General features: G+C 72.5%; 14 protein-coding genes and 3 tRNA genes. 7 read left to right on the top strand and 10 right to left on the bottom strand.

The annotated features are described in order from the left end of the window. Window positions 1-18: 18 nt before the first annotated feature. From DEI88_RS00590 to tilS, 7 genes are all read right to left on the bottom strand, one after another. Window positions 19-495, bottom strand: coding sequence for a DUF3180 domain-containing protein (locus DEI88_RS00590; protein WP_111010315.1), 477 nt, complete (start codon window positions 493-495; stop codon window positions 19-21). Beyond that, complete coding sequence (gene folK / locus DEI88_RS00585) at window positions 492-1031, bottom strand: 2-amino-4-hydroxy-6-hydroxymethyldihydropteridine diphosphokinase (protein WP_111035700.1); 540 nt, start codon at window positions 1029-1031, stop codon at window positions 492-494. The genes DEI88_RS00590 and folK overlap by 4 nt, the downstream gene beginning before the upstream one ends. After that, window positions 1028-1405 carry a dihydroneopterin aldolase gene (gene folB, locus DEI88_RS00580; protein WP_111035701.1) on the bottom strand — a complete coding sequence of 126 codons (378 nt, stop codon included), beginning with the start codon at window positions 1403-1405 and terminating at the stop codon, window positions 1028-1030. The genes folK and folB overlap by 4 nt, the downstream gene beginning before the upstream one ends. Beyond that, window positions 1402-2376, bottom strand: coding sequence for a dihydropteroate synthase (gene folP / locus DEI88_RS00575; protein ID WP_111035702.1), 975 nt, complete (start codon window positions 2374-2376; stop codon window positions 1402-1404). The genes folB and folP overlap by 4 nt, the downstream gene beginning before the upstream one ends. Window positions 2377-2385: 9 nt before the next feature. Then, window positions 2386-4383: an ATP-dependent zinc metalloprotease FtsH gene (gene ftsH, locus DEI88_RS00570; protein WP_111010319.1), complete on the bottom strand. Its 1998-nt coding sequence runs from the start codon at window positions 4381-4383 to the stop codon at window positions 2386-2388. Window positions 4384-4509: 126 nt separating this feature from the next. Then, complete coding sequence (hpt, locus tag DEI88_RS00565) at window positions 4510-5061, bottom strand: hypoxanthine phosphoribosyltransferase (RefSeq protein WP_111010320.1); 552 nt, start codon at window positions 5059-5061, stop codon at window positions 4510-4512. A gap of 34 nt (window positions 5062-5095) precedes the next feature. Then, window positions 5096-6220 carry a tRNA lysidine(34) synthetase TilS gene (gene tilS / locus DEI88_RS00560; RefSeq protein ID WP_111072048.1) on the bottom strand — a complete coding sequence of 375 codons (1125 nt, stop codon included), beginning with the start codon at window positions 6218-6220 and terminating at the stop codon, window positions 5096-5098. A 63-nt stretch (window positions 6221-6283) separates the two neighbouring features. On the opposite strand from tilS, the gene DEI88_RS00555 reads away from it, so the two are divergent. Beyond that, on the top strand, window positions 6284-6772 hold the full coding sequence (locus DEI88_RS00555; RefSeq protein ID WP_111010321.1) for an inorganic diphosphatase: 489 nt from the start codon (window positions 6284-6286) through the stop codon (window positions 6770-6772). Between the two features lie 168 nt (window positions 6773-6940). Here the strand turns inward: DEI88_RS00555 and DEI88_RS00550 are convergent, their stop codons facing one another. Both DEI88_RS00550 and DEI88_RS00545 read right to left on the bottom strand, forming a co-directional pair. Further along, window positions 6941-8425, bottom strand: coding sequence for a C40 family peptidase (locus tag DEI88_RS00550; protein ID WP_111071997.1), 1485 nt, complete (start codon window positions 8423-8425; stop codon window positions 6941-6943). 31 nt (window positions 8426-8456) lie between these two features. Beyond that, window positions 8457-9824, bottom strand: a complete 1368-nt coding sequence (locus DEI88_RS00545; RefSeq protein WP_146244380.1) for a M23 family metallopeptidase — start codon at window positions 9822-9824, stop codon at window positions 8457-8459. 292 nt (window positions 9825-10116) lie between these two features. Here DEI88_RS00545 and DEI88_RS00540 point away from each other — a divergent pair. The 4 genes from DEI88_RS00540 to DEI88_RS00525 all read left to right on the top strand — a co-directional run bounded on the left by DEI88_RS00540 (window position 10117) and on the right by DEI88_RS00525 (window position 11932). Further along, window positions 10117-10189: transfer RNA gene (locus DEI88_RS00540), tRNA-Glu, on the top strand. 43 nt (window positions 10190-10232) lie between these two features. After that, window positions 10233-10309: transfer RNA gene (locus DEI88_RS00535), tRNA-Asp, on the top strand. A 60-nt stretch (window positions 10310-10369) separates the two neighbouring features. Beyond that, a tRNA-Phe gene (locus DEI88_RS00530) sits at window positions 10370-10445 on the top strand. Between the two features lie 209 nt (window positions 10446-10654). Then, the gene (locus DEI88_RS00525) at window positions 10655-11932 is read left to right on the top strand and encodes an MFS transporter (RefSeq protein WP_111071996.1); all 1278 of its coding nucleotides are present in this window, start codon (window positions 10655-10657) and stop codon (window positions 11930-11932) included. 28 nt (window positions 11933-11960) lie between these two features. Here DEI88_RS00525 and ddaH read toward each other — a convergent pair whose 3' ends face one another. Beyond that, complete coding sequence (gene ddaH / locus DEI88_RS00520) at window positions 11961-12830, bottom strand: dimethylargininase (protein WP_181441218.1); 870 nt, start codon at window positions 12828-12830, stop codon at window positions 11961-11963. Window positions 12831-13083: 253 nt separating this feature from the next. On the opposite strand from ddaH, the gene DEI88_RS00515 reads away from it, so the two are divergent. Together DEI88_RS00515 and DEI88_RS00510 are read left to right on the top strand one after the other, a co-directional pair. Further along, on the top strand, window positions 13084-13521 hold the full coding sequence (locus DEI88_RS00515) for an Lrp/AsnC family transcriptional regulator (RefSeq protein WP_111010397.1): 438 nt from the start codon (window positions 13084-13086) through the stop codon (window positions 13519-13521). Between the two features lie 2 nt (window positions 13522-13523). Next, a complete protein-coding gene (locus DEI88_RS00510; protein ID WP_220037223.1) occupies window positions 13524-13949 on the top strand; it encodes a hypothetical protein in 426 nt (141 codons plus the stop codon). The last annotated feature ends 55 nt before the right edge of the window (window positions 13950-14004 follow it).

Genomic DNA, 14004 nt, shown 5'->3' with positions numbered 1-14004 from the left:
TCGCTGCTGCCGGGTCGGTCAGATCGCGGTCGTCCCACCCGGGTCGGAGTCGTCGTCGTCCCGGGGCGGCACCGTGCACATGTGCTCCGCGACGAGCGCACACACCATGAGCACCAGACCACCGAACACCGCGACGACGCTGGGCAGGATGGAGCCTAGCGCGGGGACGACGGCCCGCGTGAGGACGAACGCGAGCCCGCCGCCCGTGAACGCGCCGAACAGCACGCCGCAGATGCTCGAGGCCTTGGCGAGGACCACCACCCGCGTGGCGTAGAAGGCGTCGACGGGGCGGGTCGCGGTGCCACGGGCGTGCCGACGGACCGGGATCGCCATGAGCACGAGCGCGATGCCGATGAAGCCCAGGGTCAGCCCGAGCGCCGACGAGAGCACGATGACGGGCCGCTGCCGGGACGCCAGAGCGGCGTCGAGGGCGAACCCGGCGACACCGGCGACGATCGCGACGCTGATCAGGGTGGAGGCGCGGGTGTGTCTCACTGGGGTGCTCCCGGGAGCTCGGACGGACGGGACGCGAACAGTCGGGGTTCCTCGACGCGGACGGTGTCGTCGCCGACCGCGGCGAGCAGCGCGGCGACCGGACCGGCGCCGGGGAGGACCGCGTCGGGGTCGGCGTCGAGCCAGGGCGCGAGCACGAACGCCCGCTCGGCGGCCCGGGGATGCGGGAGCGTCAGGTCGGCGGCGTCGAGCACGACGTCGTCGACGGCCACGATGTCGAGGTCGAGCGTCCGGTCCCCCCACCGCTCGACGCGGACCCGGCCGTGGGCGTCCTCGATGTCGTGCAGCTCGGCGAGGAGTGCGTGCGGCTCGAGATCGGTGTCGACCACGACCACCCCGTTGCGGTACCGGGGCTTCGTCTCGTCGGGCCCGGAGAGGGTCATCGCGACGGACTCGACCTCGTGCGATGCGGCGACCGGGCGCACCCCCGGCACCGCGAGGATCGCCGCAGCGGCCTCGCGCAGGGTCGACCCCCGGTCGCCGAGGTTGGCACCGAGGGCGATGACGGCGCGCCTCACGGGTCGACCCGCGCGGAGCGGTCCCGGCGGATGGTGATCGACACGTCCGCGAACGGCACCGTGATCGGTGCCTGGGGCTTGTGCACGGTGACCTCGGTGGCGAGTGCCGCCGGGTGCCCCAGGACGACGGCGGCGATGCGCTCCGCCAGGGTCTCGATGAGGTCGACCGGGTCGGACTCGACGGCCGCGACGACCTGCTCGGCGAGCACGCCGTAGTGCACCGTGCGGTCGAGGTCGTCGGAGCCCGCGGCGGCACGGGCGTCGACCTCGACGGCGACGTCGACGACGAAGTCCTGCCCGTCGGCGCGCTCGTGGTCGAAGACCCCGTGGTGACCGCGGGCCCGGACCCCCGTGAGGCGGATGACGTCGTTCACGATCGCGCGGCCCTCCAGGCGTCCCAGACGTCGAGCACCGCGCGGTTCGGGGCGGGGTCGTGGACCCGGACGCCCCAGGCCCCACGCTCGGCGGCGAGCAGCGTGATCGCCGCGGTCGCCAGGTCCCGGTCCCGGGGTGGGGCGTCCGGATCGCTCCCGACGCCGGCGAGGAAGCGCTTGCGTGACGCCGCGACGAGCACCGGGAGCCCGAGCGACGCGAAGCGCTCGTACCCGGCCAGGATCTCCCAGTTCTGCCGACCGTGCTTCGCGAACCCGAGCCCCGGGTCCACGACGACCTGGTCCGGGTGCACACCGAGCACGATGAGCTCCGCGACCCGGAGTTCGAGCTCGCGGCGGACGTCCTCGACGGCGTCCTCGTACACGGCGTTCCGGTGCATCACGTCGCTGTGGCCGCGCCAGTGCATGACGACGAAGCCCGCACCACTCGCGGCGACGACGCGGGCCATGTCGGGGTCGGCCAACCCGCCGGAGACGTCGTTGACGATCGACGCCCCGAGCTCGAGCGACCGCTCGGCCGTCGCCGCGTTCATCGTGTCGACGCTCACCGTGATGCCCTCGGCCACCAGGTCCTGCACGACCGGCAGCACGCGACGCTGTTCCTCGTCGACCGGCACCCGCGGCGCACCCGGCCGGGTGGACTCGCCGCCGACGTCGACGAGGTCGGCGCCGTCGGCCACGAGCCGGCGCGCGTGCGTCACGGCGGCGTCGCGTCGGTGGTGTTCGCCACCGTCGCTGAACGAGTCGGGCGTCACGTTGAGGATGCCCATGATCCGCGCCCGGCCCGGCGTCGATGGGGCCGCGCCCGCCGCACGCGCCGACCGGCGACGCGTCGCCGCCTCCTGCTGCAGGGCAGGGAGGTCGATGGCGACGGTCGCCGGTTCGGCTGCGGCGGCGCGGGCGCGGCTCGCCTCGGAGATCCGGCGCTCGCGCCGGCTGGGGAGGTCGGTCATCCCGCTGGCCTACGCCGGCGCGATACCGGGGTTCCCGCGCGGGGCCCGTGCCCGACGCGGCTTCGCCGGGGGCTCGGAGTCGATGCCGCCGTCGACGGCGCCCTCGTCCACCGGCGCCTTGACCGGCAGCGAGATCGCGGGCAGGTCGCTCACGGGGCGGCTGTCGCTCGAGAGCCACTGCGGGCGCTCGGGCAGCTTCCGGACGTCCTTGAAGATCTCGGCGAGCTCGTTCTGGTCGAGCGTCTCCTTCTCGAGGAGGGCGCCCGCCAGGTGGTCGAGGATGTCGCGGTTCGCGTTGATGACCTGGTAGGCCTCGTCGTGCGCGGACTCGAGCAGGGCACGGACCTCGGCGTCGACGGTCTCGGCGATGTTCTCCGAGTAGTCGCGCTGGGCGCCCATGTCGCGGCCGAGGAACGGCTCGCCCGACCCCTGGCCGAGCTTGACCGAACCGACCGCCGTGCTCATGCCGTACTCGGTGACCATCTTGCGTGCGGTCGCCGTGGCCTTCTCGATGTCGTTCGACGCACCCGTGGTGGGGTCGTGGAACACGATCTCCTCGGCGACACGACCGCCCATGGCGTAGGCGAGCTGGTCGAGCAGCTCGTTGCGCGTGACCGAGTACTTGTCCTCGAGCGGGAGCACCATCGTGTACCCGAGGGCACGACCGCGCGGGAGGATCGTGATCTTCGTGACGGGGTCGGTGTGCCGCATGGCCGAGGCCGCGAGCGCGTGACCGCCCTCGTGGTACGCGGTGATGAGGCGCTCCTGGTCGCTCATGACGCGGGTCCGGCGCTGCGGACCGGCCATCACGCGGTCGACGGCCTCGTCCAGCGCGCGGTTGTCGATGAGCTGCGCGTTCGAGCGCGCGGTGAGCAGCGCGGCCTCGTTGAGGACGTTCGCCAGGTCGGCACCCGTGAACCCGGGGGTCTTGCGGGCGAGGACGTCGAGGTCGACGCTCGCGGCGAGGGGCTTGCCCTTGCCGTGCACCTGCAGGATCTGCTTGCGGCCGATGAGGCTCGGGGCGTCGACGCCGATCTGGCGGTCGAAGCGGCCCGGCCGGAGGAGCGCGGGGTCGAGCACGTCGGGACGGTTCGTCGCGGCGATGAGGATGACGTTCGTCTTGACGTCGAAGCCGTCCATCTCGACGAGGAGCTGGTTCAGCGTCTGCTCGCGCTCGTCGTTGCCGCCGCCGATGCCGGCACCGCGGTGACGACCGACGGCGTCGATCTCGTCGACGAAGATGATCGCGGGTGCGTTCTGCTTGGCCTGGTCGAACAGGTCACGGACGCGGCTCGCACCGACACCGACGAACATCTCGACGAAGTCCGAACCGGAGATCGAGAAGAACGGCACCCCGGCCTCGCCGGCGACGGCGCGGGCGAGCAGGGTCTTGCCGGTCCCGGGAGGGCCGTACAGCAGCACGCCCTTCGGGATCCGCGCGCCGACCGCCTGGAACTTGGCCGGCTCCTTGAGGAACTCCTTGATCTCCTGGAGCTCCTCGATGGCCTCGTCCGCGCCGGCGACGTCGGCGAAGGTGACCTGCGGGTTCTCCTTGTTGTTCATCTTCGCGCGGGACTTGCCGAACTGCATGACGCGCGAGCCGCCGCCCTGGGCGCTCGACAGGAGGAACCAGAACACCAGACCGATGACGAGGAACGGCAGGAACGTCAGCAGGAGCGAGACGAACACGTTCGACTGCTGGACGGTGTCGTTGTAGCCCTTCGACAGGTTCGCCTTGTCGACCGCCGAGACGACGTCCGGCCCGCGCGGTGTGGAGTAGTAGAACTGCTCCGTCTGGTTGCCGTCCTTGAGCACGAGGTCGACGCGCTGCTCGGTGGAGTTGATGGTGGCAGAGGCGACCTTGCCGTCACCGAGCTGCTCGAGGCCCTTCTGCGTCGTGATCTGCGACGTCCCGGACTGACTGATCACGGCCCAGCCGATCCAGATCCCGATGACCGCGATGATCACGTACAGGTACGGCCCACGGAAGATGCGCTTGAAGTCCATGTGATCCGGGCGACACGCCCGACACCTTTCTCTGCCGATGTTGCGTGGAAGTCAGCATACGGCCGGGACTCTGTGGGGCGAGTGGGTGTCCTCCGAGGGCGAACTCGACGTCCGGAGGGCCGTTCGTCAGGAGTAGACGTGCGGCGCCAGGACCCCGACACCACGCAGGTTGCGGTAACGCTCGTCGTAGTCGAGGCCGTACCCGATCACGAACGCGTCCGGGATGTCGAAGCCGACGTACTTGACGTCCACCTGCACCTTGGCCGCCTCGGGCTTGCGGAGCAACGCGACGATCTCGACGCTCGCGGCCCCGCGGCTCACGAGGTTCTGCCGGAGCCAGGACAGGGTGAGCCCGGAGTCGATGATGTCCTCGACGATGAGGACGTCGCGGCCGTGCAGGTCGGTGTCGAGGTCCTTGAGGATCCGCACGACGCCGGACGACTTGGTGCCGGACCCGTAGGACGACACCGCCATCCAGTCCATGGTGATCGGGAGCTTGAGCTCACGCGAGAAGTCCGCCATCACCATGACCGCGCCCTTGAGCACGCCGACGAGCAGCGGGTCGCGCCCGGTGTAGTCGGCCTCGACCGCGCGGGCGAGCTCGGCGATCCGGGCGTCGATCTGCTCGGCGGTGAACAGGACCTCGCTCAGGTCGGCCTGGACGTCGGTGAGTTCCACGGGGGCGTGCCCTCTCTGATCAGTGGTGCGCGGGTCAGTGGTGCGCCGGGCCGGTGCCGCCCGGGTCTCCCAGGATACGGCCGGGCGACCCCGGCCCGGACTCGGACACCGGCCACCCGGACCCGGACACCGGCCCGGACGTCGTGCTCGCGAACAGCAGGCGGTCGCCCTCGCGCCGCACGCGGACGCCGGGCAGGTCGATCGGCCCCTGTCCCGACCAGTCCGTCACGAGCCGGCACACCTCGAGCGTCTGGAGCCGCGAGAGCACGACGCCGAACTCCCCCTCGACCGCGAGGCGCACGAGTCGCTGCCGCAGGGCCGGCGGGTTGGCCGCGAGTCCCGACACGGACACCGCGATGCCCGCCTCGGCGTGCTCCGCGAGTTCCTCGGCGAGCTCCTCGGCGAAGTGGTCGAGCGCGCTCGCGTCTTCGCGGATCTGGTCGGCGGTGCGGGCCAGGGCCTCGACCACGCCGTCGCCGAGCTCCTCGGCGAGCACCGGCAGCACGCGCGCGCGCACCCGGACCCGGGCGAACGCGGGGTCGTTGTTCTGTGGGTCCGTCCACGGCTCCAGGCCGCTCTCGGCACAGGCCGCGACGGTCGTCGCCCGCCGGACGCCGAGCAGCGGGCGGGCGAGCAGCGGCCCGGGCGTCACCGGCGCCGGTGACCGCGCCGGCATGCCCGACAGGCTGTCCGGACCGCTGCCGCGCAGGAGGCCGAGCAGGACCGTCTCGGCCTGGTCGTCCATCGTGTGCCCGACCAGGACCAGCGGCGACCGCTCCGCCGCGGCGACGGCCGCGATCGCCCGGTACCGGGCCTCCCGGGCGGCGGCCTCCGGCCCACCCGCGTCACCGACGCGGACGTGGTCGACGACGACGGGCGTGAGCCCGAGCGCCTCCGCCTGCCGGGAGGCCGCGCTCGCGACCGCCCCGCTGCCCGCCTGGAGGCCGTGGTCGACGACGACGGCGCCCGCGCGGAGGCCCTGCCTGGGTGCCTCGAACGCGGTCGCGGCCGCGAGTGCGAGCGAATCGGGGCCGCCGCTCAGCGCCACGAGGACGAGGTCACCGGAGGCGAGGACGCCCGCCGAACGGGCGTCCGCGAGGGACGTGCGCACCGCGCGGCGCACGGCGGCGACGGCGGGTCCGAGCCGGGGCCGGTGCATGTCCACCCTGTAACGTTATCGGCGCTGTAGGACCGCAGAACCATCCACATCGAGGAGTGCCACATGGCCGCGTACGACGTCGTCATCGAGATCCCCAAGGGCAGCCGCAACAAGTACGAGGTCGACCACGAGACCGGTCGGGTGTACCTGGACCGCGTCCTGTTCACGTCGTTCGTCTACCCCACCGACTACGGCTTCTTCGAGAACACCCTCGGGCTCGACGGCGACCCCGTCGACGCCCTCGTCCTGCTCGAGTACCCCGCGTTCCCCGGCGTCGGCGTCAAGGTCCGCCCGGTCGGCGTGTTCAAGATGAGCGACGAGGCCGGCTCCGACGCCAAGGTGCTCTGCGTCCCGGCGAAGGACCCGCGCTGGCAGCACATCCAGGACATCGCCGACGTCGACGAGCAGACGAAGGCCGAGATCGCCCACTTCTTCGAGCGCTACAAGGACCTCGAGCCGGGCAAGTTCGTCAACGCCGAGGGCTGGGGTGACGCCGCCGAGGCCGAGGAGATCGTCGCGGCGGGCTTCGCCGCGTACCAGCCGGGCCACTGAGTCCGTCGCGCCCCGAGGCGCGGCGCTGGCCAGGCGGCCGGCTGGGAGAAGTGAAGGCGGCGGGTGCCCATGGGGCCCCCGCCGCCTTCGTCCGGTGACGACCCCACCCGAAGGGGTCGGCACCGTCATCGGCTCGGAACCCCACCCGAAGGGGTCCCGGCCGGGTCATCAGAGCGAGCCGGTGGGGCGCGCCACGTAGGGGACGATCTGGTACGTGTACACAGCGTAGTTCCGCACGCTGAGTCCCGGCTTGGGGGCCTCGACCATCCGACCGCCGCCGGCGTAGATCGTGTCGTGGTACATCCCCGCCGGGTTCGTGCCCGTCGTCGAGTAGAAGATGATGTCGCCCGGCTGCGCCTGCGACAGCGGCACGAGTCGGCCGAGCGCGGCGAAGTGCTCGTACTGCCAGTCGACCCGGTGCCCACCGACGGCCACGCCGACGCTGCTGTACGCGGCCATCACGAGCCCCGAGCAGTCGTAGGAGTTCGGACCGGCGGCACCGAACAGGTACGGCTTGCCGATCTGGGCGGACGCGAACGCCAGCGCTGCGGAGCCCTTGGACGGTGAGGACGAGCCGGTGCTCGACGTCGGCGGCTTCGGCGCGGGCGCGGCCGGCTTCGGCGCAGGCGCGGTGACGGGCTTCGGGGCAGGCGCGGCCGGCTTCGGGGCAGGCGCGGCCGGTTTGGGCGCTGCGACGGGCTTCGGGGCCGGCGCGACCGGCTTCGGCGCGGGCGCGGTGGCGGGCTTCGGGGCCGTGCCCGTCCCGGTCGGCTTCGAACCGGTCGGCTTCGAACCGGTCGGCTTCGACGCCGCGGGCTTCGACGCGGTCGTCCCGGTGCTCCCGGTGGCGGCGGCCTTCGTCGTACCGGCGCCCCCACTGGTCGTCGAGGTCGCGATCGCCCGCTCGGCTTGCTTCGCCTGCTGGTCGGCGAAGTACGCGGCCTCGGTGGTCGCCGTCGTTCCCTTGAGGTACGCCAGCTGGTCGAAGAGCGTCGACTGCTGGTCCTGCACGCTCTTGAGCCGTCCGGCGGCGCTCGCGGCCTGGTCGTTCGCGTCGGACAGCGACGTCTTGGCGGCCGTGGTGGCCTTGCCGAGCGCGGTCTCGGCCGCGGAGGCCTGGTGCTGCAGGGCGTCGACCTGCCGCTGGTCGGCCTCGGCGTCGGCGAGGATGCCCGCCGAGCGAGCCGACAGGTGCGACATCGTGCCGACCTGGTACAGCAGGTCCTTCGCGTCGGCGCCGTCGACGAGCATCGCCGTCGAGAGGTCGCCGCCGCCCGTCCGCGAGAGCTCGACCACGAGGCCGGCGACCTGCTGGGCGGAGACCTTCGCCTTCGCCTCGGCCTGCTTCGACTGGCGCGTCAGGGTGTCGACCCGGGTCTGCGCCGCCTGCTGTCGCGATGCCGCCCGCTGGTACGCCTCACCGGCCTGCTGCTCGGCGACCGAGGCCCGCTCCGCCTGGGTCTGGAGCGCGTCGAGCGACGAGGTCAACGTGTCGACCTGGTGCTGCGTCGCCGCCTGGGACTGCTTCGCCGCCTGCACGTCGGCCCACGAGGGAGCGGACGGACTGGCCGACGCCGGTGCGGCGACGGTGAACGTCAGTCCGAGCACCGCGAGGGTCGCGGCGCCTCCGATGAGGACGCGTGCTGGCTTCATGCGGGTCAGTGCCTCCTGGGCGCGCTCGTGGTCATACCGAGATCCCCCGCGCAGCCATGAAGGGGACCGGGTCGACGGCAGCGCCGCTCACCCGGGTCTCGAAGTGGAGGTGGCAGCCGGTCGACCAGCCCGTCGAGCCGACGAGCGCGATCTGCTGTCCCGCGACCACGGTCTGGCCCGCGTGGACCAGGAACCCGCCGTTGACGATGTGGCCGTACGCCGTCGAGATGCCGCCACCGTTGTCGATGATGACCTCGTTGCCGTAACCCCCGCCGTTCGCGGCGAAGGTGACGGTCCCGCTGTGGGCGGCGTAGATCGGCGCACCACAGCCCGGCGCGAGGTCGACCCCGGCGTGCAGGGCGTACGCACCGGTGTAGGGGTCGACGCGGTAGCCGTAGGGGCTCGTCTGGTACCCGGCGGACGGGCGGACCCAGCCCGACCCGTTCGGCGTCGTGGTGGTGGCGCCCGTGCTCGTCTGCGCGCCGGCGCCCCCGGTCCGGGCGGCAGCGGCGGCGCGAGCGGCAGCCGCCCGGGCAGCAGCAGCGGCTCGCGCGGCAGCGGCGGCTCGCGCGGCAGCCGCGGCCTTGGCGACGGCGACGCCCTTGTCGTAGTTCGCCTGCACGTTCTTGGCGTTCGTCGTCAGGAGGACGAGCTGCGCCTGCAACCGCGCCTGGTTGTCGTTCTGGTCGTCGAGAGCGCTCTGTGCGGCCGTCGCGGCGTCGTTCGCGTCGGCCAGTTTCTGCTGCGCGGCGTCACGGAGTGTTCCGAGCGCCTTCTTCGCCACCCCGGCCTGGTCGGTCAGCGCCTGCGCCGTGCCGCGGTCCTGGCTCGCCTGCTCGTAGATGCCGTCGGCCTGCTCGGACAGCTTCGACATCGCGCCGAGCTGGTAGAGCAGGTCCTTCGCTCCGGACGGGTGCGCCAGGAGGTTCGAGGTGACGTCGTTGTTCGACGAGCGTCCGAGCTGCGCGGCGAGCTGCCCGGCCTGGCGCTCCGACGCGGCCGCGGTCTTGCGGGCCTCGTCCGCCTGCGTCCGGAGCTTCTGCTCCTTGAGCGCGGCCTCGTCGTACTCGGTCTGCGCCGTCTGGTAGGCCTCGCCGGCCTTCTCCGCGGCGGCCTGCTTGGCCGACACCTGGGACTGGAGGGACGCGATGAGTCCCTTGATCTCGGTCACCTTCGCCTGCTGGGCGGCCTGGGACGCCTTGGCCGCCTGGACGTCGGACCAGCTCGGGTAGGACGTGGCGGACGCCGACGAGGGCGTCCCGGTCGCGGCGAGGACACCCCCCGTGAGCGCGACGACGACGGCGAGGACGAGGGCACGGGGTCGGCTCGCGGGGACGGCGAGGGCCCGAGCGGCGCGTCGGGGCGCGGATCGGCGGCTGATGGAGGAGGAAGAAGTCATCGGTCTCGATTTCGTAACAGCACGGCGAGGCGCACCCGAGTCACACTGTCAACAGTCGCAACAGTAACAACAGGGGTGTCGGACACTCCACCCCCCTGGCGAGGGGCATGGGGCACCGACGTCGGACCCACGGGGAACGACGGCACGGGGTTCTCTCTGCGGCGAGTGAACCCGGATGCCCCGGTCACGACGCCCGCGACACGCCGACCGGCGAGGCGGTATCCGCTCGGTTTGGCATTCGCGGCGAGCTTCCGTATGCTGGTTCTCCGGTAGCTGTGAAGCATCGCTTGACGGCCCCATCGTTTAGTGGCCTAGGACACCGCCCTTTCACGGCGGCAGCACGGGTTCGAATCCCGTTGGGGTCACTGCAGGCGGGGTGTCCGGCGCCGCCCACAACTCAACAAGCATGGCCCTGTAGCGCAGTTGGTTAGCGTGCCGCCCTGTCACGGCGGAGGTCGCGGGTTCAAGTCCCGTCAGGGTCGCCATGGCGTCCGGTCCTCGGACCGAGTCGTCCCGGGCACCACTCGATCCATCGAGTCGCCCACGGCTGGATAGCTCAGTTGGTAGAGCGTTCGACTGAAAATCGAAAGGTCCACGGATCGATGCCGTGTCCAGCCACCATCGCAAGGCCCTCGCGGGAGCGGGGGCCTTCGTCGTTCCCGACTGCCGCCGATCGGACTCCCGCCGAGCGTTGAACACGTCGTGTCCCGTTGAACAACGGCATCGCGGGGTGCAACAGGACGGCGGGTGTGCGAAGCCGAACGGCGGGTGTGCGAAGCCAGGCGCGACGGGTGGCGGGGGCGGGACGGGCCTCCCGGCATACTGAGCGGATGACGGAGCCGGGTCGGACGACGGGGGCAGCGGAACCCGCCACGGTGTGGCGCAACGCACCGTTCCTCCGGCTGTGGAGCGGCGAGTCGGCGAGCGCGGTCGGCAGTGAGCTCGCCGTGCTGGCGATCCCGACCCTGGCGGTCACGGTGCTCGCCGCCTCGACGTTCGAGATCGGCGTCCTCACCGCGCTCGAGACGGTGGCGTTCCTCGTCATCGGGTTGCCCGCGGGTGCCTGGGTGGACCGGATGCGGAAGCGCCGGGTGATGCTCGCGGCGGACCTGACCCGCGCGTTGCTCCTGGCGACCATCCCCGTCGCGTGGCTGCTCGGCGCGCTGACGATCTGGCAGCTCATGGTCGTGGCGGCCCTGGTCGGCGCGGCGACGGTGTTCTTCGACGTGGCGTACCAGAGCTACCCGCCGATGATCCTGCCGTCGGCGCTCCTCGGCGACGCGAACGGCAAGCTCGAGGCGTCACAGCAGGTCGCGCGCGTCGGGGGTCCCGCGGCCTCGGGTGCCCTGCTGGCGGCGCTGCGGCCGGCGCTCGTCGTCGGGATCGACGCGCTGAGCTACCTCGCGTCGTTCGTCGCACTCCTCGGGATCCGGGACGACGAGCAGCCGCGGCCCGAGCACGAACGCCTGCCACTCGTGACCGAGATCCGCGAGGGCCTGGCGTTCCTGTTCCACCAGCCGCTCCTGGTCCGGGTCGTCCTGTGCACGGCCGGCTTGAACCTGTTCTCGGGGATCGGGGGGACGGTGCTGCCGCTCCTCGTCCTCCGCGACCTGCACCTCGGCACGCTCGTGTGGGGCGCCGCGACGAGCGTCGGCGCGGTCGGCGGACTCCTCGGCGCGCTGGCCGCCGGCAGGGTGGCCCGACGCGTCGGCGAGGGCACGGCGATCCCCGTCGCGGCCGTCGCGGCCGGGGTCGGGGCGCTGCTGCTCGCGACGCCGGGGCTGGTGCCGACGCTCGCGGTCCCGCTGCTCGTGCTGGCCGAGTTCCTCACGAGCGCCGGTGTCCTCGTCTACAACATCACGCAGGTCACCTACCGGCAGCGGATCTGTCCGCCGCGCCTCCTCGGCCGGATGAACGCGTCGATCCGGTTCGTGGTGTGGGGCGTGGTGCCCATCGGGGGCATCGCGGCGGGACTGCTCGGCACGTGGCTCGGTGTCGAGGCGACCATGTGGGTCGCCGGCGTCGGTGCCCTGCTCGCGGCGCTGCCCGTCCTGCTCTCGCCCCTGCTCGGCATGCGGGAGCTCCCGGCCGAGCCCGCCGCCGCGTAGTCACGACGGGCTCGGGGACAGGGACCGGTCAGGCGGTCTCGACGGGGTGCAGGTCGAGCGTGCAGCACTTGACGCCACCGCCGCCGAGCAGCAGCTCGGACAGGTCGACCCCGATCGGGTTGTACCCGCGCTGGCGGAGCTGCTCGGCGAAGGTCGTCGCGCGGGCGGCGATGACGACGTTGTGGCCGTCGCTGTAGGAGTTGAGCCCGAGGATCGCGGCGTCCTCCTCGGTGGCGATGATCGCGTCGGGGAACCGGCGGCGGAGCTCGGCGAGCGAGGCCTCGTCGAACGCGGACTCCAGGTAGGCGATGTTCGCGACGCCGTCCACCGGCTCGGGGTCGAGGACCGCGATCGCGGTGTCGAGGTGGTAGAACGCCGGGTTGACGAGCTGCAGGGTGACGACCTCGCGGCCGTACACGCGGGCGATCTCCTCGTGCGAGGTGCTGTCGCTGCGGAACCCGGTGCCGGCCAGGATGACGTCGCCGACGAGCAGGAAGTCGCCCTCGCCCTCGTTCGTCTCGACCGGCTCGGCGACGCGGAGGCCGTGCTCGCGGAACCAGTCCATGTACGCGGGACCCTCGGGCTGGCGCTCCGGGTACTGGAACTTCGCGCCGTAGGCGACGCCGTCGAGCACGAACCCGCCGTTGGCCGCGTAGACCATGTCGGGCAGCCCCTCGATCGGGTCGATGAAGTGGATGTCGAACCCGAGCCGCTCGTACGTGTCGACGAGGGTCTGCCACTGGGCGACCGCCTTCGCGGTGTCGGTCGGCTCCTCGGGGTGCATCCAGGGGTTGATGCGGTAGCTCACTGTGTAGTGCGTCGGCTTGCACATGAGGACGGTGCGCTTGGTCGCCGTGCGGGCGGGCGCTGTGGTGGTGGCGGGGGCCGGGTTCGACAAGGGGGTCTCCTGGGCGGCGGACCCGAGCCTGCCAGGGGACACCGTTCGAGGAGCGCTGGGGTGAGGTGCAGGCTCACTCACCCGTGGACGAGGCGGACCAGGTCGACGCCCCGGCACAGTGTGCCACGCGGCGCTCCCCGCGGACAGACCCCGCCGTGGGGGTGTCGCGGCGGCGCCGATCGCATGTGCGTCCGCGCAGGATCCGTGCGCACGCTCCGGGGCGGACGCAACGACCGCGCGTAGCATGACGGCGATGGATTCGCTCGACCACCGCATCCTCGACCAACTCCGCGAGAACGCCCGCGCCGGCTACGGCGACATCGGCGCGGTGGTCGGGCTCTCGGCGTCCGCGGTGAAGCGCCGCGTGGACCGCCTGGTGGCCGATGACGTCATCCAGGGCTTCACGATCAAGGTCGACCCCGCCGTCGAGGAACGCGGGACCGAGGCCTGGGTCGAGCTGTACTGCCGCGGCACCGTCTCGCCCGACGAACTCCGCGCCGTGCTCGAGAACGTGCCCGAGGTCGTCGACGCCGGAACGGTCACCGGGAGCGCCGACGCCGTCGTGCACATGCGGAGTCGGGACATCGCGTCGCTCGAGGAGGCCCTCGACCGCGTCCGCTCCGCCCCGCACGTCGACCACACCCGCAGTGCGATCGTGCTGTCGCGACTCGTCTCGCGCGAGTCGCTGTGAGCGTGGCACCGCGCACGACCCGGACGCCGGTCCGCCGCTCCGTCCCGCGCTCGCCCGGGAGGCCCGGCACCCGTCGCGCGGGCACCGCTCCGGCCCGCCTCCTGGTCACCGCCGCCACCGCCGCCTACCTCGCGAACTGCGCGTGGGGCACCGCGGTCGCGACCGGCGTCATCCGGACGAAGCGGCTCCGGGTCGTGCACCACGCGCTGTTCGTCGTGACGGCGACCCTGACCGGCGCCGCCGTGACGACGCCCGTGTGGACCCGCTCGCGGGCCGCGGCGTTCCTCCTGCCCGCACTCGTGCCCCTCGCCGCCGCACCGCGCATCCCCGCCCGATCGCGTGCACACTGGAGAGTCGCGGTCGCGGCGGCACCGTCCTACCTCGGCGCCGTGCTCGGACTCCGCGCGGGACGGCCCGAGCGCTCCTGACCCGGGAGCCGGCCCACCCGCGTGCACCGGGCCTCCCGTCCGACCGCCGGGAAGG

This window comes from Curtobacterium sp. MCBD17_003, assembly GCF_003234885.2.
GTDB lineage: Bacteria > Actinomycetota > Actinomycetes > Actinomycetales > Microbacteriaceae > Curtobacterium.
The sequence above is the reverse complement of the archived record's forward strand: the minus strand, read 5'-3'. Positions and strand labels throughout refer to the sequence as shown.